An 18,434-nucleotide genomic window follows, 5' to 3' on the forward strand; every position below is an offset into this window, starting at 1 on the left:
CAAATATCGTACGCGCGTACGAAGCTGGACGGGTGCATCCACCTGAGATCCGAGCGCGCGCCCGCCGCCTCTACCTCTCCGGGGCGACCGTCGCCGAAACCGCCCGCAGTGTCGGCCTCCCCTATGCGACGGTCCGTCAGTGGTGCAGGCATCGCCCTGAGCCGAAGCAGCAAGGCACTGCCTTCCGCTGCTTCCGCTGCGGTCCCGGTATCGGCAATCCGACAGACCCACATGCCTATGCCTATCTCCTGGGGCTTTACCTCGGAGATGGGCACCTCACCACCTCGAGTCGGGTTCCGGTCCTGAGGATCTCGTGCAGCAACGTGTGGCCGGACCTTATCGAGGCTTGCGACTCCGCCATGCGAGCGGTCTTGGCGGCGAGAGTGCAACGGGTTCAGCAGCAGGGGTGCGTCAGCGTGCAGAGCTACGGCGTGCACTGGCCCTGCCTGCTGCCGCAGCACGGGCCGGGAAAGAAGCACGAGCGGCCGATCGTCCTCACCGACTGGCAGCGGGAGATCGTCGCCGCCCACCCCGGCGACTTCGTGCGCGGCCTGTTCCACTCCGACGGCTGCCGGGTGGCCAACCGGGTGACCGTGCGCGGCAGGGCCTACGTCTATCCCCGCTACATGTTCAGCAACGAGTCGGCCGACATCATGGGGCTGTGCCAGTGGGCGCTGGACCTGCTCGGCGTCTCTTGGCGGATGAACCGCCGCAACTCGCTGTCGGTGGCCCGGCGCGAGGCGGTCGCCGCCCTGGACCGGCACGTCGGCCCGAAGTCCTGACCGCACCCGGTGGAACAGCTGGTCCTGACCGCACCCGGCGGACAGCTGCCGGTCAGCCGATCGCGGCGAGGGCCTGCTCCAGGTCCGCCCGCAGGTCCTCCGGGTCCTCCAAGCCGACGGAGATCCGCAGCAGGCCGCCGGCCGGCTTGGCGTCGCCTTCGACCGGCCGGTGGGTGAGCGAGGCGGGGTGCTGGATGAGGGTGTCCACGCCGCCGAGGGAGACGGCGTGGGTGATCAGCCGGCAGGCCCCGGCGACGGCCGCCGCGGCGGGCGCGCCGCCGCGTACCTCGAAGGCGAGCAGGCTGCCGGTGCCGGCCATCTGCCGGCCGACGAGCCCGGCGGGGTCGTCGATGCCGGGGTGGTGCACGCGGGCGACGGCGGGGTGGCCGGCGAGCCAGCCGGCGAGCTTCTCGGCACCGGCGGACTGGGCGCGGACCCGCACGGGCAGGGTCTGGAGGCCGCGGTGCAGCAGGTACGCGCCGAGGGGGTGCAGGATCGCGCCGGTGAGGGCGCGTACCTGGCGCAGCCGGGCGGCCCACTGGTCGTCGCAGGCGACGATCCCGGCGAGGACGTCGCCGTGGCCGCCGATGCTCTTGGTGGCGCTGTGCAGGATGAGCGCGGCGCCGTGCCGGGCGGGTTGCTGGAGGACGGGGGTGGCGACGGTGTTGTCGACGAGCAGGGGCACGTCGCCGGCGGCGGTGGCGAGGGCGGCGATGTCGACGAGGTCGAGCGTGGGGTTGGCGGGGGTCTCGACGATGACGAGGGCGGTGTCGGGGCGGACGGCGGCGGCGACGCCGTCGGGGCGGGCCCAGGTGACCTCGGTGCCGAGCAGGCCGGTGGCGAGGACGTGGTCGGTGCCGCCGTAGAGGGGGCGGACGGCGACGATGTGCCGCTTCCCGTCGCGGGTGGCGGCGAGGATGGTGGCGGTGAGGGCGGCCATGCCGCTGGCGAAGGCGACGGCGGCGGCGGTGCCCTCGAGCTCGGCGAGGGCGGTCTCGAAGCGGGCGACGGTGGGGTTCCAGAGGCGCTGGTAGACGGCGCTGCCGCCGGGCGGGAGGGTGCCGCCGGTGGCGAGGAGTTCGTACGCGTCGCCGCCGTCGGTGACCGACGGCAGGGGGTTCGTGGTGGACAGGTCGATGGGTGGGACGTGGACGCCGAGGGCGGCGAGGTCGGCGCGGCCGGCGTGTACTGCTCTGGTGTCCACGGTCGTCATGCGGGAAGGGTCGAACATCAGGGTGGCGATCGGCAATAGGGTCGCAGAAGATTCTGTTTGTTGGTCTTTGACAACGCGATGATTCGGAGCAGGATGGCTGGATGCCCCTCGCACCGAATGATGTGCGGCCCTTCGCCGCCCTGGATGACGTCGACCGCGCGATCCTCTCCGAGCTGGCCGCGGACGGCCGGCTGCCGAACAACGCCCTGGCGGACCGGGTGGGGGTGGCGCCGTCGACATGCCTGACCCGGACCCGGTCGCTGCGGGAGTGCGGGGCGATCCGGGGGTTCCACGCCGAGGTGAACCCGGCGGCGGTGGGCCTGCCGTTGCAGGCGCTGGTGTCGGTGCGGCTGACGGCGCACGAGCGGGCCGCGGTGGACGCGTTCCGGGCCCGGTCGGTGCGGCTGCCCGGGGTGGTGTCGGTGTTCCACGTGGCGGGCGCGGAGGACTACGTGCTGCACGTGCGGGCGGCGTCGGGGGACGCGTTGCGGGACTTCGTGCTGGACCATCTCGCGGTGGACCCGGCGGTTCAGCACACCCAGACCAGCCTGATCTTCGAGCAGGCGCGCGGGATGGGCTGAGCCACACGGACCCGGCGAGGGGAACAAATCCGGCACGGGACGGGTTGGATGATCGCGTGATCAACGTACCGATGTCTGTTCTTGATCTTGCCCCGGTCGCGGCCGGCGCCACCGCCGGCGCGGCCCTGCGGCACACCACCGAGCTGGCCCGGCGCACGGAGGAACTGGGCTACCGCCGGTTCTGGGTGGCCGAGCACCACAACATGCCGGCGATCGCGAGTTCCGCGCCGGCGGTGCTGCTCGCGCACCTGGCGGCGAACACCTCGACCATCCGACTGGGCTCGGGCGGGGTGATGCTGCCCAACCACGCCCCGCTCGTGGTGGCCGAGCAGTTCGGCACCCTCGAAGCGCTGCACCCTGGCCGGATCGACCTGGGGATCGGCCGGGCCCCGGGGACCGACCAGGTCACCGCGCTGGCGTTGCGCCGGACGATGGAAGGGCTGTCGGCCGAGGGGTTCCCCCGGGAGCTGGCGGACCTGATGAACTACTTCTCCGGGGAGCGGCCGGGGCCGATCACGGCCACGCCGGGGCGGGGCCTGCAGCCGGCGGTCTGGCTGCTGGGGTCCAGCGGGTTCAGCGCGCAGCTCGCCGGGCTGCTCGGGCTGCCGTTCTCGTTCGCGCACCACTTCAGCGCGCAGAACACGGTTCCGGCGCTGGCGCTGTACCGGCAGCACTTCCGGCCGTCGCGGTTCCTGGAGAAGCCGTACGCGATGGTGGCGGTGAACGCGGTCTGCGCGGACACCGACGAGCGGGCGGAGTGGCTGGCGGGGCCGAGCGCGCTGTCGTTCCTGAGGCTGCGCTCGGGGCGGCCGGAGCCCCTCGCCACGCCGGACGAGGCGGCGGCGTACCCGTACACGGAGGCGGAGCGGGAGTTCGCGCTCGCCCGGCGGGAGGGGCAGGCGCTGGGGTCGCCGGAGACGGTTCGCCGGCAGCTCACCGGCCTGCTGGAGCGCACCGGCGCGGACGAGCTGATGCTGACCACGCTGGTGTACGACGTGGCCGACCGGGTGCGCTCGTACGAGCTGATCGCGGACAAGGTGGTGGGCGGGCTGCGCCGGGACGGGTGAACCCCGTTGGAAACGCCCGAAACACGGTCTTCATAACGGCGTCACCCCCGCGACGCGGACGCCGCGTAACTTTGGTTCCGGTGGTGGTACGGCACTCCCCGGTCGGGACGGGTCGGGGGTGCCGCGGTGTGGTGCACCGGGCCGGAGCTGTGCGGATTCCGCGGCTGCGGCCCGGTGCCTGCCACCCTGCTGCCGATGAGCGCTCAGCGCAGGTAGATGTTCGGCACGGGCGGGGTTCCCATGCCGTCCCCGATGAAGAATCCCGGGTGCGGCGGCTGGTTGTAGGCCGTGTTCTGCCAGGCGATGGCGGCCCGGTACTGCGGGTCGTGCATCAGCGTGTGGATCCGGGTGCCGGTCGGGGTCGGGGTGCTGTAGATGCGCAGGGCGGTGCTGTCGCTGGTGCGCCAGACGACCTCCTCGCGCCAGTCGCCGAGGAGGTCGCCGGAGAGCGCCGGGGTCGATTTGGTGCCGTTGTTGGACGCGACTCCGCTGCCGGTGAGCAGCCGGGTCTCGCCGCCGGTGCCGTACTTGTCGATCTTCGTGCCGTCGAGCAGCTCGCGCACCGGGTCGCCGTCCCACCAGGCGAGGAAGTTCGCCGAGGACGGCTTGCGGCCGACGTTCTGCCCCCGGGTGTTGGCGAGGCCGTCGACGGCGGAGGACCAGGACTCGGCACCGGGGCTGCCGGCCCAGATGTCGGCGGAGACGCCCCGGCCGTTGTCGCCGGAGGCGGCGGTTGACCAGATGATCTGCCCGGTGCGGGCGTCGGCGAACCAGGAGCTGGGCTTGCTGGCGTCCTCGTCAACCTTGAAGACCTCCAGGCCCGCGCGGGCCGGGTCGAGGTCGCCGACGTGCAGGGCGTCGCCGTGGCCGTTGCCGGTGGAGTAGAGCAGCCGGCCGTTGTCGTCGATGGTGGCGGCCCCGTAGACGATCTCCTGCCGGCCGTCGGCGTCGACGTCGGCGACCGAGAGCTGATGGTTGCCCTGGCCGGCGGCGGCGGAGTTGCCGGAGGCGTTGGAGTCGAACGTCCACCGCCTGGTGAGGGTGCCGTTGCGGAAGTCCCAGGCGGCGATGACGGCGCGGGTGTAGTAGCCCCGGGCCATGATCAGTGAGGGGCGCTGGCCGTCGAGGTACGCGGTGCCGGCGAGGAACCGGTCGACCCGGTTGCCGTAGCTGTCGCCCCAGGAGGAGACGGTGCCGCGCGGCGGGTCGTAGTCGACGGTGGACAGGATCGCGCCGGTCTGGCCGTGGAACACGGTCAGGTACTCGGGGCCGGACAGGACGTACCCACTGGAGTTGCGGTGGTCCGCCGAGGAGGAGCCGATGAGCTGGCCGGTGCCGGAGCGGGTGCCGTCGGCGGTCTTCATGGCCACCTCGGCGCGGCCGTCGCCGTCGTAGTCGTACACCTGGAACTGGGTGTAGTGGGCGCCGGCCCGGATGTTGCGCCCGAGGTCGATCCGCCACAGCCGGGTGCCGGTGAGGGTGTACGCGTCGACGAAGACGTTGCCGGTGTAGCCGGACTGGGAGTTGTCCTTGGCGTTGGACGGATCCCACTTGAGCACGATCTCGTACCGGCCGTCGCCGTCGAGGTCGCCGACGCTGGCGTCGTTGGCGGCGTAGGTGTACGCCTCCCTGGTCGGGGTGGTGCCCCCGGCCGGCGGCTGGATCGGCACGTCGAGGTAGCCGCCCGCGAACTGGAGTGCGGGGGCGGACGCCGCCTGCTCGACGCCGTTCACCACGGCCCGCACCGTGTACGCCGATCCGGCGGCGGCCCCGCTGTCGAGGTGGTTGGTGGCACCGGCGATCGGGCTGCCGTTGACCCTGGTGGAGCCCCGGTAGAGGTTGAACGACACCCCGGAGGTCTCGGTGCCGAGCAGCCGCCAGGAGACGAGGTTCCCGCTGCCGGAACGGACGCTGATCAGGCCCCGGTCAAGGTCCTCCAGCTGCTTTGCCCCGGCGGGCGGGGTCGTCGGTGGTGGGGTGGTCGGGGGCGCGGTGGTGGTCGGTGGTGGGGTGGTGGGGGTGGTGCCGCCGGCGCAGGCCGTGCCGTTGAGCGCGAAGCTCGCCGGAACGGGGTTGCTGGCGTCGTTCCACGACGCGTTGAAGCCGAAGTTCGCGGTGCCGCCGGTGCCGATGGCGGCGTTGTAGCCGGCGTCGCGAGCGGTGACCTGGGCGCCGGACTGGGTGACGGTGGCGTTCCACGCCTGGGAGACCTGCTGGCCGGCGGTGTAGGACCAGGTGAGGGTCCAGCCGTTGACCGGGTCGCCGAGGTTGGTGACGGTGACGTCGGCGCCGAAGCCGCCGCCCCACTGGTTGGTGATCTTGTAGTCGACGCGGCAGCCGCCGGCGGCGGCCGAGGCGGTCACGGCGGTGAGGGTGCCGACGGTGAGGGTGCCGGCCGCCGCCGCGGCGAGCAGAATGGTGCGGCGGCGGGATCTGGTGGGTTGCACGAGCATGCCTCCGGGGAGGTCGGGCGCGCGGCGACACGGTGCACCGTCGGCCTGCCCTGGACCGCTGGGAGGTGTACGCCGCGCTGCGGCGGTGAGCGGACGGCATCGACGTCCACGGATCGACTCCGCGCAGCACGGATGCTAGAACACCGCTTTCCCACAGGCAACCACCGCGCCGTCCCCGCTCCCGGGACGCGTCTCGCAAGCGGGGACTTGCCTGCGACGGCGGCTTTTGATCGACTCGGCGGATGGCTGAGCACATGGACCCCGAGGAGTTCCGTCGGGCCGGGCACGCTGCGGTGGACTGGATCGCCGACTACTGGGCGACGCTCGGGCAGCGCCCTGTCACCTCGCACGACCCGCCGGGGGCACTGGCCGCCGCGCTGCCGACCGGCCCGACCGCGCACGGCGAGCCGGTCGAGGCCCTGCTCGCCGACCTGGACACGCTGGTCGCCCCACGGCTGACCCACTGGCAGCACCCCAGCTTCTTCGGCTACTTCCCGGCGAACATCTCCGGCCCGAGCGTGCTGGGCGACCTGATCAGCTCCGGGCTCGGCGTGCAGGGCATGCTGTGGGCGACCAGCCCGGCCTGCACCGAACTGGAGACGGTGGTGCTGGACTGGCTGGCCGGGCTGCTCGACCTGCCGCAGCGGTTCCGCTCCACGGGCAGCGGCGGCGGCGTGATCCAGGACTCCGCCTCCTCGGCGACCCTGGTGGCCACCCTCGCCGCGCTGCACCGGGCCAGCGGGGGGCGCTGGCGCGACACCGGGATCGACCGCCGCTACCGCGCCTACACCTCCAGCCAGGGCCACTCGTCCATCGAGAAGGCGGCCCGGATCGCCGGGCTGGGCCTCGACGGGGTGCGGGTGGTCGACGTCGACCCGGAAACCCTGGCCATGCGCCCGGACGCGCTGCGCGAGGCGATCCGGGCGGACCTGGCGGCCGGCGACGTGCCCGCGATCGTGGTGGCCACGATCGGCACGACCTCCACCACCGCCATCGACCCACTGCCGGAGATCGGCGCGATCTGCGCGGAACTCGGCGTCTGGCTGCACGTCGACGCCGCGTACGCCGGGGCGGCGGCGGTCTGCCCGGAGCTGCGCTGGTCGCACGTCGGCCTGGAGTACGCGGACTCGTACTGCTTCGACCCGCACAAGTGGCTGCTCACCGGCTTCGACTGCGACGCGTTCTGGGTGGCCGACCGGGGTGAGCTGATCGAGGCGCTGACGGTGCTGCCGGAATACCTGCACAACGCGGCGACCGAGACCGGCGCGGTGATCGACTACCGGGACTGGCAGGTGCCGCTGGGACGCCGGTTCCGCGCCCTGAAGCTGTGGTTCGTGCTGCGCTGGTACGGAGTGGAGGGACTGCGGGCGCACATCCGCTCCGGGGTGGCCCTCGCCGACCGGTTCGCCACCCGTGTCCAGGCCGACGACCGCTTCGCGCTCGCCGCGCCGCACCCCTTCTCGCTGGTCTGCTTCCGGCTCACCGCCGGCGACGAGGCCAGCGCCGAACTGCTGTCCCGGGTCAACGCCACGGGCCGGGTGTTCCTCACCCACACCCGAGTCGCCGGCCGGTACACGCTTCGCCTGGCGGTCGGCTCGCCGCTGACCACACAGGCGCACGTGGACGAGGCATGGGAACTGCTGAGCGAAGCTGTCGAGAAGCTGTCGGCCTCCCGCGAGTAACCTCGGCCGGCCCCACCCCCGCGCGCGGGACGGGTGCGGGGGTGGGCAGGGCCACCCAGCCGGGTGCGACGTCAGGCCCTGGGCCGGGCGACGTCCGGCCCCGACGGCAGACTGTCGGGACGCTTTGGAGCTGAATCGTTGACGACATCAGCGGGACATCTGACCCTGAGTCGTTCGCGCCATCAGCTCCAAAGCGCGCTGGCGGGTGACGGCCGCTCCCCAGCCTCGAACCGGGCGCTGGCGCTGGCACGAACCGACGAGACGGCGCCCTGACGAGACGGCGCCCCACCGGCCGGGCCCGCCGCCGTCCGATTCCTCACCGCGAACGGGCACCAGCCGTCGGGCCGCCGGCGTGTCCGCCCCGCCTCGACCGTGAAATCGGGCGGCGGTCGCAGAACACGCCGGGCAGACGAGCGGCTGGGCAGACGGGCAGGCTGGGCGGGCAGACGGCGGGCCGGGCAGACGGGCGGGCCGGGCGGGTCTGTCAGCCTTCGACGGTGGCCAGCGGGAGGGACCGCTCCGGGGCCGCGTGCCCCGGGGCCGCCGGCACCCCCGACCCGGTGGCGGCCTCGACCGTGGCGCGGGCGCGGCGGACGCGGCGCAGTGCGCGGACGGCCAGGACGATCGAGACGAGCCAACCGGCGGCGAGGAGTCCGTAGACCAGCCACTGGACCCCTCCGGGGAGGCCTCCGACGCGGATCAGGGTGCGGGCGTTGGTCAGCACGATCACACCGCCGATGGTGGCGCCGAGGAGCTGGGCGGGGACGATCCGGACCAGCCAGGCGGCGATCGGGGCGGCGATCAGGCCGCCGATCAGCAGGGCGGCGACGGTCGGCAGCAGGAAACCCTCGGTACCGAGGCCGATCAGGAAACCGGCGCTGGCCGCGCCCGCAACCACGAACTCGGCGGTGTCGACCGAGCCGATGACCTTGCGGGGCTCCATCCGGCCGGAGACCAGCAGCGCCGGGGTGGCAACCGGACCCCATCCCCCGCCGCCGGTCGCGTCGACGAAGCCGGCGACCAGGCCGAGCGGGCCGAGGAATCGGCTCCGCAGCCCGCCGGCGGCACGGTTGGCGCGCAGCGGCCGGGAGAAGCGCACCAGCAGGTACGCCCCGAGGGTGAACAGGATCGCGGCCATCCACGGCGCGGCGGCCTCGGTGGAGATGGCGCTGAGGAAGGTGGCGCCGGCGAACGCGCCGAGCCCACCGGGGACGGCGATGCGGGCGACCACCCGCCAGTCGACGTTGCCGAACCGCCAGTGGGCCACCCCGGCGGCGAGCGTGGTGCCGATCTCTGCCAGGTGCACCGAGGCCGACGCGGCGGCCGGGGCGACCCCTGCGACGAGCAGCAGGGTGGACGAGGTCAGCCCGTAGGCCATGCCGAGCGAGCCGTCGACCAGTTGCGCGACGAGCCCGACCAGGGCGAGGACCAGCAGCTTGCGCACGAGCGCCCCCTGACTTTTCGGCATCTCCTATCAACTTGGTCGACAATGCGGCACGGACCGACCCGGGTCAAGTCCCCGATCGGTTGATGGGACGCGCCGGACGGCCGCCACCCGTGGCGCGGCCAGCGGTCCGTAGCGCGTGGCGGGTGGCGCCGGTCAGCTCCAGGCGCGCGGGTCGGCGGCCAGCTCGTTGACCCGAGCGGGAAGGGTGCCGTTGGCCACGTCCGCGACGGTGACCAGTTCGAGGATCTCCCGCTCGCTCGCCCGCAGGGCGATCCACACGTCCTGCAACGCCCGGGCGGCGCCCAGGTAGCCGAGCTGCTCCGGGCGCTGCCCCCGGACGTGCGCCAGCGGCCCGTCGATCACCCGGATCACCTCCGCCAGGGAGATGTCGGCGGCCGGCCGGGCCAGCCAGTACCCACCCTCGGGGCCGCGCTGGGCGTGCACGATCCCGCCGCGGCGCAGTTGCAGCAGGATGCTCTCCAGGAACTTCGGCGGGATCTCCTGCGTCTTGGCGATCTGCTCGGCCGTCACCGGGCGGGCCCGGACGGCACCGGCACCTTCGGCGACCGCCGCGAGTTCGGCGGCCGCACGGAGGGCGTAGTCGACCCGAGCGGAGAGACGCATGTCGGCCAGGTTAGTCCGCGAGCCGACCGGCCAGGCTGCCACCCCTCGGCCGAACGGTCGAACCTCCGTCGTCCCACCGCCCGGCCGGGCGGGCTCTCGTCGGTGGCGCGGTCGTGGCACCATACCGGTGTCGTCGCGCGACGGGGGGCCGGCGACCATCAGCGCGCAGAGCGGAAGACAGCCAGGCCGATAGGGGCAGCGACAGCGATGCCGGAGATGACACCGCTGGGTCCGCGGGATCCGGACCGGGCGGGCCCCTACGAGCTGCTCGGCCGCCTCGGCGCGGGCGGCCAGGGCGTGGTCTACCTGGGCCGCGAACAGCAGGGCGGGTTCGTCGCCGTCAAGATGATCAACCTCGACCTGCACCACAACCCGCGTGCCAAGGCCCAGTTCGCCAAGGAGATCGCCGCCGCCCGGCGGGTGACGCCGTTCTGCACCGCGCAGATCCTCTTCGCGGACGTGGACAGCGACCCGCCGTACGTGGTGAGCGAGTACATCGAGGGCCCGACCCTGCAACGGCACGTCCGCGAGTACGGCCCGGTCACCGGCAACGCCCTGCACCGGCTGGCCGTGGGCACCGCCACCGCGCTCGCCGCGATCCACCAGTCCGACGTGGTGCACTGCGACCTCAAGCCGGACAACGTCGTCCTCGGCGCGGACGGCGCCCGGGTCATCGACTTCGGCATCGCCCGGGCCCTCGATGTCACCGAGACGATGACCAGCAGGATCATGGGCACCGCGCCGTACATGGCGCCGGAACGGTTCCGCGACGACGAGGTCGGCCCGGCCAGCGACGTGTTCGCCTGGGCTGCGACCATCGCGTTCGCCGCGGCGGGCCGGCCGCCGTTCGGCACCGGGACTGTCGTGGCGGTGATGAACCGGGTGCTGCACGACCCGCCGGACCTGGCCGGCCTCTCCGGCCCGCTGGGCGAGTTGGTCGGGCAGTGCCTGGACAAGGACCACCGGGCCCGGCCGCCGGCCGAACAGGTCCTGCTGCGCCTGCTGGGGCACACCCCGCACGCCGGTGCGCCGGTGCCGATCCAGACGGCGCTGCGGGCGGGCACCGACGCGGCGGCCACCCAGCTGGTTCCTCGCCAGCCGACCACGTACCCGCCGACCACGCACGAGCCGGCGACGCACGGGCCGACCGCATACCCACCGACGACACACGAGCCGGCGACGCACGGGCCGACCGCGTACCGATCGACGACACACGCGCCGGCGGCTCCCCAACCGACCGCTTATCAGCCGACGACGCACGGGCCGACAGGACGGCCGCCGACGGCGTACCAGTCGACCGGACAGCCGCCGACCGCGTACCAGGGGGCCGCCTACCAGTCGACGGCGCCCGCGCCGACCACGTACCGGCCGGCGGCGCAGGGGCCGGCGCGGGACACGTGGTCGCGGCGGCTGCGCCGGCAGTATGCCGACGCCTGGGGGATCTCGGCCGCCATCTTTCTGGGCGCGGCCGGCGGGGCCGCCGGGTACGTGGCGACCACCGTCGCGGGCACCGCCGCCGCCGTGGGGGCGGTGACCTTCGTCGTGGTCTACGGTGTCCGTCTGGTCGTCGCCACCGCGCTGCCCGGAGCCGCCGCACCGGACGCCCCCGCACAGGACGCTGCCGCACCGGACGGGCCCGGGGCGGCGCCCACGTCCGACCGGGGCGGCCCCGCAGCCCACCCCAACGCCTGAACCCGCGAACCCGCGAACCCCTGGAGGATCCGATGGCCACCGGTCAGACTTCCGCCCGGCCGTGGTTGCCGTTGACGGTGGCCATCGTCGCCGGGCTCGCGGTCATCACCGCGGCGTACGTGATCGTCCGACCGGGTCCCGGACCGGACCGCTCCTCGTGCGTGGCGCTGGAGGTGAACTCGTCGACGGAGAAGGACCAGTTGCTCGGCCAACTCGCCGCGAAGTACAACGACAGCGACCGGCGCTTCGGCAAGCGCTGCGCCCAGGTGACCGTGCACGGGCTCAACTCGGGCAAGGCGATGGAGGCGCTGGCGGGCGGCTGGGCCAGACAGCAGCCCGCGATCCCGGCGCCGCAGGTGTGGCTGCCGACGTCGTCGCTGTGGACCGGTCGGTTGCGGCTGCTGGACGAGAAGAACGGCGGGCCCGCCCAGACCCCCGACCAGTACCCGTCGATCGCGAACAGCCCGCTGGTCATCGCCATGCCCAAGGAGAAGGGCGAGCTGGTGCAGCAGCGCGGCCCCCTCGGCTGGAAGGACGTCCTCGGGCTGTCCGGGGACCAGGGCTGGGCGGCCTTTGACCGGCCCGAGTGGGGCCGGTTCACCTTCGGCAAGGACAACCCCAACCTGTCCACCTCGGGGCTGGCGGCCACCATCGCGACCTACTACGCGGCGGTGCAGCGCTCCAGCGACCTGACCGAGCCCGACCTCGCGCAGCCCAGGGTGACCCAGTTCGTCCGCGAGATCGAGGCGAACGTCTCGCACTACAGCGACGACTCGGTGGACCTGCTGCGTGACCTCGCCGAGGCGGACCTGGGCGCGGCCGGCGACGCGCGGACGCGGGACATGAGCGCGATCGTGGTGCAGGAGGAGCTGGTCTACCAGTACAACCAGGGGCAGCTCAGCCCCACGCCGGGCCAGAAGCCCCGGGTCCCGCTCGTGGCGGTGCACCCGAAGGAGGGCACGTTCAACCTCGACCACCCGTACGTGGTGCTGCCCTCGGCCGACGAGGCGCAGCGCGCGGCGGCGCACGACTTCCTGCTCTTCCTCCAGGGCGACCCGCAGCAGCGCAGCTTCGCCGAGCTCGGCTTCCGCGACCACGAAGGCCTGCCCTCGGACGAGCTGGTCGCCGCCGTGCGGGGCGGGCCCGCCGGGAACCTCAACTACTTCGATCCGCCGGAGCCGGAGGTGGTGGACGCGATCCTGCGCGGGTGGAACACGCTGCGCAAGAAGGCGAACATCCTGTTCGCCGTGGACGTCTCCGGCTCGATGACCAAGAAGATCGGCGGCCGGTCCCGGCTCCAGATCGCCACCGGCGCCGCCGGCAAGGCGGTGGGCCTGCTCAACTCGGCCGACCAGGTCGCCCTCTGGTCGTTCTCCTCGGAGACGTCGCAGCGCCCGAAGCCGCACCGCGAGGAGCTTCGGCTCTCGCCGTTCAACGAGGCCGGCTTCACCAGAAAACTCGGCGGCCTGAAGGCCGACGGCGGCACCGCGCTGTACTCGACGGTCCGCGCGGCGCACCGCCAGCTCCTCGCGAGTTACGACCCGGACCGGATCAACGCGGTGGTGGTCCTCACCGACGGCAAGAACGAGTACCCGAAGGACAGCGACCTCGCCCGGCTGCTGAAGGACATCGCGCTGGACCCGAATCGGCCGGTGAAGGTCTTCTGCGTCGCCTTTGACCTGGAGTCCGACTTCGCCACCCTCGACAAGATCGCCAAGGCCAGCGCCGGCAAGGCGTTCGACGCCAGAGACCCGGCGACGATCGACGAGGCGTTCGTGAAGCTGGTCAGCAGCTTCTGATCAGTCGCCGACCCGGCGCAGCAGGCCCTCCTGCACGGCGCTGGCGACGTGCCGGCCGTCGATGGTGAGGAACCGGCCGGTGGCCAGCCCGCGCGCGCCGGAGGCGGACGGGCTCCAGCAGTCGTACAGGAACCACTCGTCGGCCCGGAACGGCCGGTGGAACCACAGGGCGTGGTCGAGGCTGGCCCCGATCACGCCGCCGGGCCCCCACACCTCGCCGTGCACCGACAGGACCGAGTCCAGCAGGGTCAGGTCGGAGGCGTACGTCACGGCGCAGGCGTGCAGCAGCGGGTCGTCGGGCAGCTTGCCGTCGATGCGCATCCAGACCCGCTGGTGCGGGTCGGCGGGCCGGTCGCCGGGGCGGACCCAGCCGGGCTCGCCGACGTAGCGCACGTCGATCGGGCGCGGGATCTGCCCCCAGATGCCCAGCCGCTCCGGGTAGCGGGACAGCCGGTCGGTCATGGTGGGCACGTCGTCCGGCGCGGGCACGTCCGGCGGGGTGGGGGCCTGGTGTTCCAGGCCCTCCTCGGTCCGCTGGAACGACGCCGACATGAAGAAGATCGGCTGGTCGTGCTGGAGCGCCACCGAGCGGCGCACGGAGAACGACCGGCCGTCGCGGACGTTCTCCACCTGGTACTCGATGGGCTCGGACGGGTCGCCGGGCCGGACGAAGTAGCCGTGCAGCGAGTGCACGAACCGCTCCCGGTCGACGGTGCGGCCGGCGGCGACCAGGGCCTGGCCGGCGACCTGGCCGCCGTACACCCGCTGCGGACCGACCTGGGGGCTCATCCCCCGGAAGGTCATCTCGTCGATCTGCTCCAGGTCGAGAACCCCGAGGAGCTGGTCGACGGCAGTCTGGCCGACGGCGACCGGGTCGGTCACTGCAACGCCCGCGCCGACGCCGCGTCGACCAGCGAGCCGAGCTGGTGCACCCGCAGGGTGTTGGTGGAGCCGGGGGTGCCGGGCGGGCTACCGGCGACGATCACCACGTAGTCGCCGGGGTTGGCCTGGTTGAGCCCGAGCAGCGCCTGGTCGACCTGGCGGAACATGTCGTCGGTGTGCTCGACGAACGGCATCAGGAACGTCTCCACGCCCCAGCAGAGGGCGAGCTGGCTGCGCACCTCGGGCACCGGGGTGAAGGCCAGCAGCGGCAGGTCGCAGTGCAGCCGGCTGAGCCGCTTGACGGTGTCGCCGGTCTGCGAGAAGGCCACCAGGGCCTTCGCGCCGATGGCCCGGGCGATCGAGGACGCGGCGACGGTGAGCGCCCCGCCGTGGGTGCGCGGGTCGTGCTGGAGCCGGGGCACCCCGATCGAGCCGCCCTCGGTGGTGGTGATGATCTTGGCCATGGTGCTGACCGTGAGCACCGGGTACTTGCCGACGCTGGTCTCGCCGGAGAGCATCAACGCGTCGGCACCGTCGAGCACCGCGTTGGCCACGTCGGAGGCCTCAGCGCGGGTCGGCCGCGAGCTCTCGATCATCGAGTCGAGCATCTGGGTGGCCACGATGACCGGCTTGGCGTTCTCCCGGCAGAGCTGCACGGCGCGCTTCTGCACCAGGGGGACCTGGTCCAGCGGCATCTCGACGCCGAGGTCACCGCGGGCGACCATGACGCCGTCGAAGGCCAGCACGATCGCCTCGAGGTGGTCGACCGCCTCGGGCTTCTCGACCTTGGCAAGCACCGGCCGGTACACGCCCTCCTCGGCCATGATGCTGTGCACGAGCTTGATGTCCTCCGCCGAGCGGACGAAGGAGAGCGCGATCATGTCGACGCCCAGCCCGAGGGCGAAGCGCAGGTCCTCGGCGTCCTTGTCGGACAGGGCCGGGACACTGACGGCCACGTTGGGCAGCGAGACGCCCTTGTTGTTGGAGACCGGGCCACCCTCGGTGACCAGGCAGCGGATGTCGTTGCCGACCACGTCGCTCACCTCGACGGCCACCCGGCCGTCGTCGATCAGCAACCGGTCGCCGGCCTTCACCTCCTGCGGGAGCTTGCGGTAGGTGCAGGAGACCCGCTCCTTGGTGCCGAGGATGTCGTCCCCGGTGATCACCACGGAGTCACCGGTGCGCCACTCGTGCGGGCCGTCGGCGAACCGGCCGAGCCGGATCTTCGGGCCCTGAAGGTCGGCGAGCAGGGCCACCGGCCGGCCGGCGGCGTCGGAGGCCTCGCGGACGAGTCGGTAGACCGCCTCGTGGTCCGCGTGGCTGCCGTGGCTGAAGTTGAGTCTCGCCACGTTCATGCCCGCCTCGACGAGCCCCCGAATGCGCTCCGGGGACGAGGTGGCGGGGCCAAGAGTGCAGACGATCTTCGCGCGGCGTGTCACGCCCATCAGGCTAGTCTCTCCTCCGGGTCGGTCTACGGGCCGACCCCTTTCGGATTGCGGAACAGTTCTGCGACGACGCGCCACACCCGCGCACCCGGCGGGCGGAACCACATCCGGAACCAGCGTCCGGAATCGTCGTCTCGGCGGGCATCGGCGACCGCGCGCCGGGAATCGTACCGCCCGGCGTCACCTCCCTCGGGCGCGCTCCCCACCACCGGGCGACGGTATCAGCGGACGGACCGCGGCCGCCGTCACGATGCCGACACCCCACCGGCCGCCGGGCGGTCAGCTCTCCGTCTTGGCCAGGGGAAACTCCACCGCGCCGGCCGGGCAGAGGAACGTCAACACGTCCACCCGGTAGAGCCCGGCCTGCACCGCCGGGTCGGCCTCCATGACGCCGCGCACGTCGTCCACCGAGCCGGTGCGGGCCAGCCCGAAGCCGATCGGCGGGTCGGGCTCGCGGGCGGGACCGTCGATCGAACCGGCGACCAGCACGATGCCCCGCCGTTGCAGCGCCCGCATGTGCTCGGTGTGCTCGGCCTGCAACCGCTGGACCGTCTCGTCGGGCAGGGCCCGCCCGGAGGGACCCGGGTAGAGCACGATGCACTCGTAGGTGTCGAGCGCGAAGTCGACCTGCGGCATCCCCGTCATGGCGCTCCTCCCCCCGACCCAGCGTCGCACGGGCGAGCCGGCGGCGGGGCCGCTCGGCGCAATCGCCCCGGGGCCGGGGGCTTCGCCCCGGTGATCAAGAGGTTTGCGTCAATCTGGAGATCACCTCCGACACAAACCTCTTGATCACCGGGGCTGGCGAGCCCCGCCGGTCCCGTCACCGACGCCCTGGGCGCGCTCGGCGGGTGCGGCCCCGGATCGGCGGCGCGCTGGGCGGCGACCCGGCCCGGCCCAATCCCGCCACGCGGGGTGACCCGTCGGACGCGGGGGGCGACCCCCTGTTCCCCCTCGGTGGCCGAGCAACTACCTTCTGAGTGGTTCTCGTATCCGTCGAAGCGAGGGGCCCCATGCAGGAGTACGACTACGTCGTGGTGGGCGCGGGCGCCGCCGGGTGCGTGCTGGCGAACCGGCTGAGCGAGGACCCGGCGACCCGGGTGCTGCTGGTCGAGGCGGGCGGCTGGGACCGCAGCCCCTTCGTGCGGCTGCCGAAGGGGTTCAGCCGGCTGATGGACGACCGGCGCACCGCCTGGCACTACCCGGCGGAGGCGGCGCCCGCGCGGCGCGAGGTGTGGCAGCGCGGCCGGCTGGTCGGCGGATCCAGCTCCATCAACGGCATGGTGTACGGCCGGGGCGACCGGGTCGACTGGGACGGGCTGGAGCAGCTGGGCAACCCAGGCTGGGGCTGGGACACCCTGCTGCCGATCTTCAAACGGCTGGAGGACCACCCGCTGGGCGCCTCCGAGATGCGTGGCGCGGGCGGGCCGCTGCGGCTGTCCTCGGCGACCGGCACCGACGAGCTGTGCGAGGCGACGATCGGCGCCGGGGAGGCGCTGGGCTGGCGCCGGGTGGACGACCTGAACGCCGAGGACGGCGAGCGGATCGGCTACGTCACCGCGACGATCCGCGACGGACGCCGGGTCAGCGCCGCCGACGCGTTCCTGCACCCGGTCCGGGACCGGCCCAACCTGACCGTGGCCGTGGAGACGGAGGTGCTGCGGATCCTCGTACACGCCGGCCGGGCCATCGGGGTGCGGGCCCGCCGCGGCGGACGGACGGTCGACTACGCCGCCTCGGCCGAGGTGATCCTCGCCGCCGGGGCGATCGCCAGCCCACAGCTGTTGCAGGTCTCCGGAATCGGGCCGGCGGACACGCTGCGCCGGGCCGGGGTAAACGTGCTGCTGGACCGGCCCCGGGTGGGGCGCGGGCTGCGCGAGCACCGGTCGACGCCGGTGCAGTTCCGGCTGGCCGGCAACGGCGGCTACAACCACATGCTGGGCAGCCTGGTCGGGCAGGGGCTGGCCGCGCTGCGGTACGCGCTGACCCGGAGCGGGCCGCTGAGCCTGCCCGTGCAGGACATCGGGGCGCACATCCGCTCCACCCCCGACGTCGATCATCCGGACGCACAGTTGCTGGTCGCGCCCTTCTCGGCGGCCCCACGCCGCCCGGGTCACGCGCTGGAGCTGGAGACCGAGCCGGGGATGATGGGGCTGTGCACGGTCACCCGGCCGGACAGCGAGGGCAGCCTCGCCATCACCTCGGCCGACCCGTCGACCCCGCCCCGGATCATCGCCAACTACCTCGACACCCCGCACGACCGGCGGGTCGCCGTGAACGCCTTCCGGCGGATGCGGGAGCTGTTCGCGACCGACCCGATCGCCGGGCGGATCGCGGTGGAGACCGTGCCCGGCCCGGAGGTGCGCGACGACCGGGAGATCGTCGAGGCGACGCTGGCGCTGGGCTACTGCGGGTACCACGCGGTGGGCACCTGCGCGATGGGGCCGGGCGACGAGCACGTCGTCGACCCCCGGCTGCGGGTGCGCGGGATCGACGGGCTGCGGGTGGTGGACGCCTCCGTGCTGCCGGTGCTGGTGTCGGGTTACCTCAACGCCCCGGTGATGGCGCTGGCCTGGCGGGCAGCCGACCTGATCCTGGGCCGGGCGGCGCAGCCGACGGGTGTCGGATCGGCGGCATAGCTCCCTGGGCGTGGGAACCGTTCCGGCACGCCCACCTCGACCACATGCCCGCTCCCCTGCACCTGCGGCCCTGACCCGGTGTCGCCGGGCACACCCCGCGATCGGCGTGCGGGCCGCGATCCGGGGGAATG

14 protein-coding genes and 1 pseudogene are annotated in these 18,434 nt (G+C 73.2%); 8 read left to right on the forward strand and 7 right to left on the reverse strand.

Annotated features, from left to right (window positions below):
• Positions 1 to 32: 32 nt before the first annotated feature.
• Positions 33 to 140 (forward strand): annotated as a pseudogene (locus OG617_RS04310) (terminase gpP N-terminus-related DNA-binding protein); the annotation flags it as partial.
• Between the two features lie 276 nt (positions 141 to 416).
• A complete protein-coding gene (locus OG617_RS04315) occupies positions 417 to 782 on the forward strand; it encodes a hypothetical protein (RefSeq protein ID WP_405104136.1) in 366 nt (121 codons plus the stop codon).
• Between the two features lie 52 nt (positions 783 to 834).
• Here the strand turns inward: OG617_RS04315 and OG617_RS04320 are convergent, their stop codons facing one another.
• On the reverse strand, positions 835 to 2,013 hold the full coding sequence (locus tag OG617_RS04320) for a trans-sulfuration enzyme family protein (protein WP_396681899.1): 1,179 nt from the start codon (positions 2,011 to 2,013) through the stop codon (positions 835 to 837).
• A gap of 83 nt (positions 2,014 to 2,096) precedes the next feature.
• Here OG617_RS04320 and OG617_RS04325 point away from each other — a divergent pair, with 83 nt between their 5' ends.
• A complete protein-coding gene (locus OG617_RS04325; RefSeq protein WP_396681897.1) occupies positions 2,097 to 2,576 on the forward strand; it encodes an Lrp/AsnC family transcriptional regulator in 480 nt (159 codons plus the stop codon).
• Between the two features lie 56 nt (positions 2,577 to 2,632).
• Positions 2,633 to 3,643, forward strand: coding sequence for an LLM class flavin-dependent oxidoreductase (locus tag OG617_RS04330; RefSeq protein WP_405098869.1), 1,011 nt, complete (start codon positions 2,633 to 2,635; stop codon positions 3,641 to 3,643).
• A 203-nt stretch (positions 3,644 to 3,846) separates the two neighbouring features.
• Here OG617_RS04330 and OG617_RS04335 read toward each other — a convergent pair whose 3' ends face one another.
• Positions 3,847 to 6,090: a cellulose binding domain-containing protein gene (locus tag OG617_RS04335; protein WP_405098871.1), complete on the reverse strand. Its 2,244-nt coding sequence runs from the start codon at positions 6,088 to 6,090 to the stop codon at positions 3,847 to 3,849.
• Between the two features lie 248 nt (positions 6,091 to 6,338).
• On the opposite strand from OG617_RS04335, the gene OG617_RS04340 reads away from it, so the two are divergent.
• Complete coding sequence (locus tag OG617_RS04340; RefSeq protein WP_405098873.1) at positions 6,339 to 7,778, forward strand: pyridoxal-dependent decarboxylase; 1,440 nt, start codon at positions 6,339 to 6,341, stop codon at positions 7,776 to 7,778.
• Between the two features lie 484 nt (positions 7,779 to 8,262).
• Here the strand turns inward: OG617_RS04340 and OG617_RS04345 are convergent, their stop codons facing one another.
• Together OG617_RS04345 and OG617_RS04350 are read right to left on the reverse strand one after the other, a co-directional pair.
• Positions 8,263 to 9,246 carry a sulfite exporter TauE/SafE family protein gene (locus tag OG617_RS04345; protein ID WP_405098875.1) on the reverse strand — a complete coding sequence of 328 codons (984 nt, stop codon included), beginning with the start codon at positions 9,244 to 9,246 and terminating at the stop codon, positions 8,263 to 8,265.
• 132 nt (positions 9,247 to 9,378) lie between these two features.
• Complete coding sequence (locus OG617_RS04350; protein ID WP_405098877.1) at positions 9,379 to 9,849, reverse strand: RrF2 family transcriptional regulator; 471 nt, start codon at positions 9,847 to 9,849, stop codon at positions 9,379 to 9,381.
• Between the two features lie 216 nt (positions 9,850 to 10,065).
• Between OG617_RS04350 and OG617_RS04355 the strand changes: the two genes are divergently transcribed.
• Together OG617_RS04355 and OG617_RS04360 are read left to right on the forward strand one after the other, a co-directional pair.
• Complete coding sequence (locus OG617_RS04355) at positions 10,066 to 11,541, forward strand: protein kinase domain-containing protein (RefSeq protein ID WP_405098879.1); 1,476 nt, start codon at positions 10,066 to 10,068, stop codon at positions 11,539 to 11,541.
• Between the two features lie 32 nt (positions 11,542 to 11,573).
• Positions 11,574 to 13,340, forward strand: a complete 1,767-nt coding sequence (locus OG617_RS04360; protein WP_405098881.1) for a substrate-binding domain-containing protein — start codon at positions 11,574 to 11,576, stop codon at positions 13,338 to 13,340.
• Here OG617_RS04360 and OG617_RS04365 read toward each other — a convergent pair whose 3' ends face one another.
• From OG617_RS04365 to OG617_RS04375, 3 genes are all read right to left on the reverse strand, one after another.
• Positions 13,341 to 14,222 carry an acyl-CoA thioesterase gene (locus tag OG617_RS04365; protein WP_405098883.1) on the reverse strand — a complete coding sequence of 294 codons (882 nt, stop codon included), beginning with the start codon at positions 14,220 to 14,222 and terminating at the stop codon, positions 13,341 to 13,343.
• Positions 14,219 to 15,667 (reverse strand): pyruvate kinase, encoded by a 1,449-nt coding sequence (gene pyk / locus OG617_RS04370; RefSeq protein WP_405098885.1) that lies wholly within the window; start codon positions 15,665 to 15,667, stop codon positions 14,219 to 14,221. The genes OG617_RS04365 and pyk overlap by 4 nt, the downstream gene beginning before the upstream one ends.
• Positions 15,668 to 15,946: 279 nt before the next feature.
• On the reverse strand, positions 15,947 to 16,312 hold the full coding sequence (locus OG617_RS04375; RefSeq protein WP_405098887.1) for a YciI family protein: 366 nt from the start codon (positions 16,310 to 16,312) through the stop codon (positions 15,947 to 15,949).
• Positions 16,313 to 16,677: 365 nt separating this feature from the next.
• On the opposite strand from OG617_RS04375, the gene OG617_RS04380 reads away from it, so the two are divergent.
• Positions 16,678 to 18,303, forward strand: coding sequence for a GMC family oxidoreductase (locus OG617_RS04380; protein ID WP_405098889.1), 1,626 nt, complete (start codon positions 16,678 to 16,680; stop codon positions 18,301 to 18,303).
• The last annotated feature ends 131 nt before the right edge of the window (positions 18,304 to 18,434 follow it).

It is taken from the genome of Micromonospora sp. NBC_01412, from assembly GCF_045040215.1.
Classification (GTDB): Bacteria; Actinomycetota; Actinomycetes; order Mycobacteriales; family Micromonosporaceae; genus Micromonospora; species Micromonospora rubida.

What these genes read in the sequence shown, in the direction of transcription:
- OG617_RS04340 (WP_405098873.1), top strand. Translation starts at nt 6,339, where the DNA reads ATGGCTGAGCACATGGACCCCGAGGAGTTCCGTCGGGCCGGGCACGCT.
- OG617_RS04345 (WP_405098875.1), bottom strand. Translation starts at nt 9,246, where the DNA reads ATGCCGAAAAGTCAGGGGGCGCTCGTGCGCAAGCTGCTGGTCCTCGCC.
- OG617_RS04360 (WP_405098881.1), top strand. Translation starts at nt 11,574, where the DNA reads ATGGCCACCGGTCAGACTTCCGCCCGGCCGTGGTTGCCGTTGACGGTG.
- pyk (WP_405098885.1), bottom strand. Translation starts at nt 15,667, where the DNA reads ATGGGCGTGACACGCCGCGCGAAGATCGTCTGCACTCTTGGCCCCGCC.
- OG617_RS04355 (WP_405098879.1), top strand. Translation starts at nt 10,066, where the DNA reads ATGACACCGCTGGGTCCGCGGGATCCGGACCGGGCGGGCCCCTACGAG.
- OG617_RS04325 (WP_396681897.1), top strand. Translation starts at nt 2,097, where the DNA reads ATGCCCCTCGCACCGAATGATGTGCGGCCCTTCGCCGCCCTGGATGAC.
- OG617_RS04320 (WP_396681899.1), bottom strand. Translation starts at nt 2,013, where the DNA reads ATGTTCGACCCTTCCCGCATGACGACCGTGGACACCAGAGCAGTACAC.
- OG617_RS04350 (WP_405098877.1), bottom strand. Translation starts at nt 9,849, where the DNA reads ATGCGTCTCTCCGCTCGGGTCGACTACGCCCTCCGTGCGGCCGCCGAA.
- OG617_RS04380 (WP_405098889.1), top strand. Translation starts at nt 16,678, where the DNA reads ATGCAGGAGTACGACTACGTCGTGGTGGGCGCGGGCGCCGCCGGGTGC.
- OG617_RS04375 (WP_405098887.1), bottom strand. Translation starts at nt 16,312, where the DNA reads ATGACGGGGATGCCGCAGGTCGACTTCGCGCTCGACACCTACGAGTGC.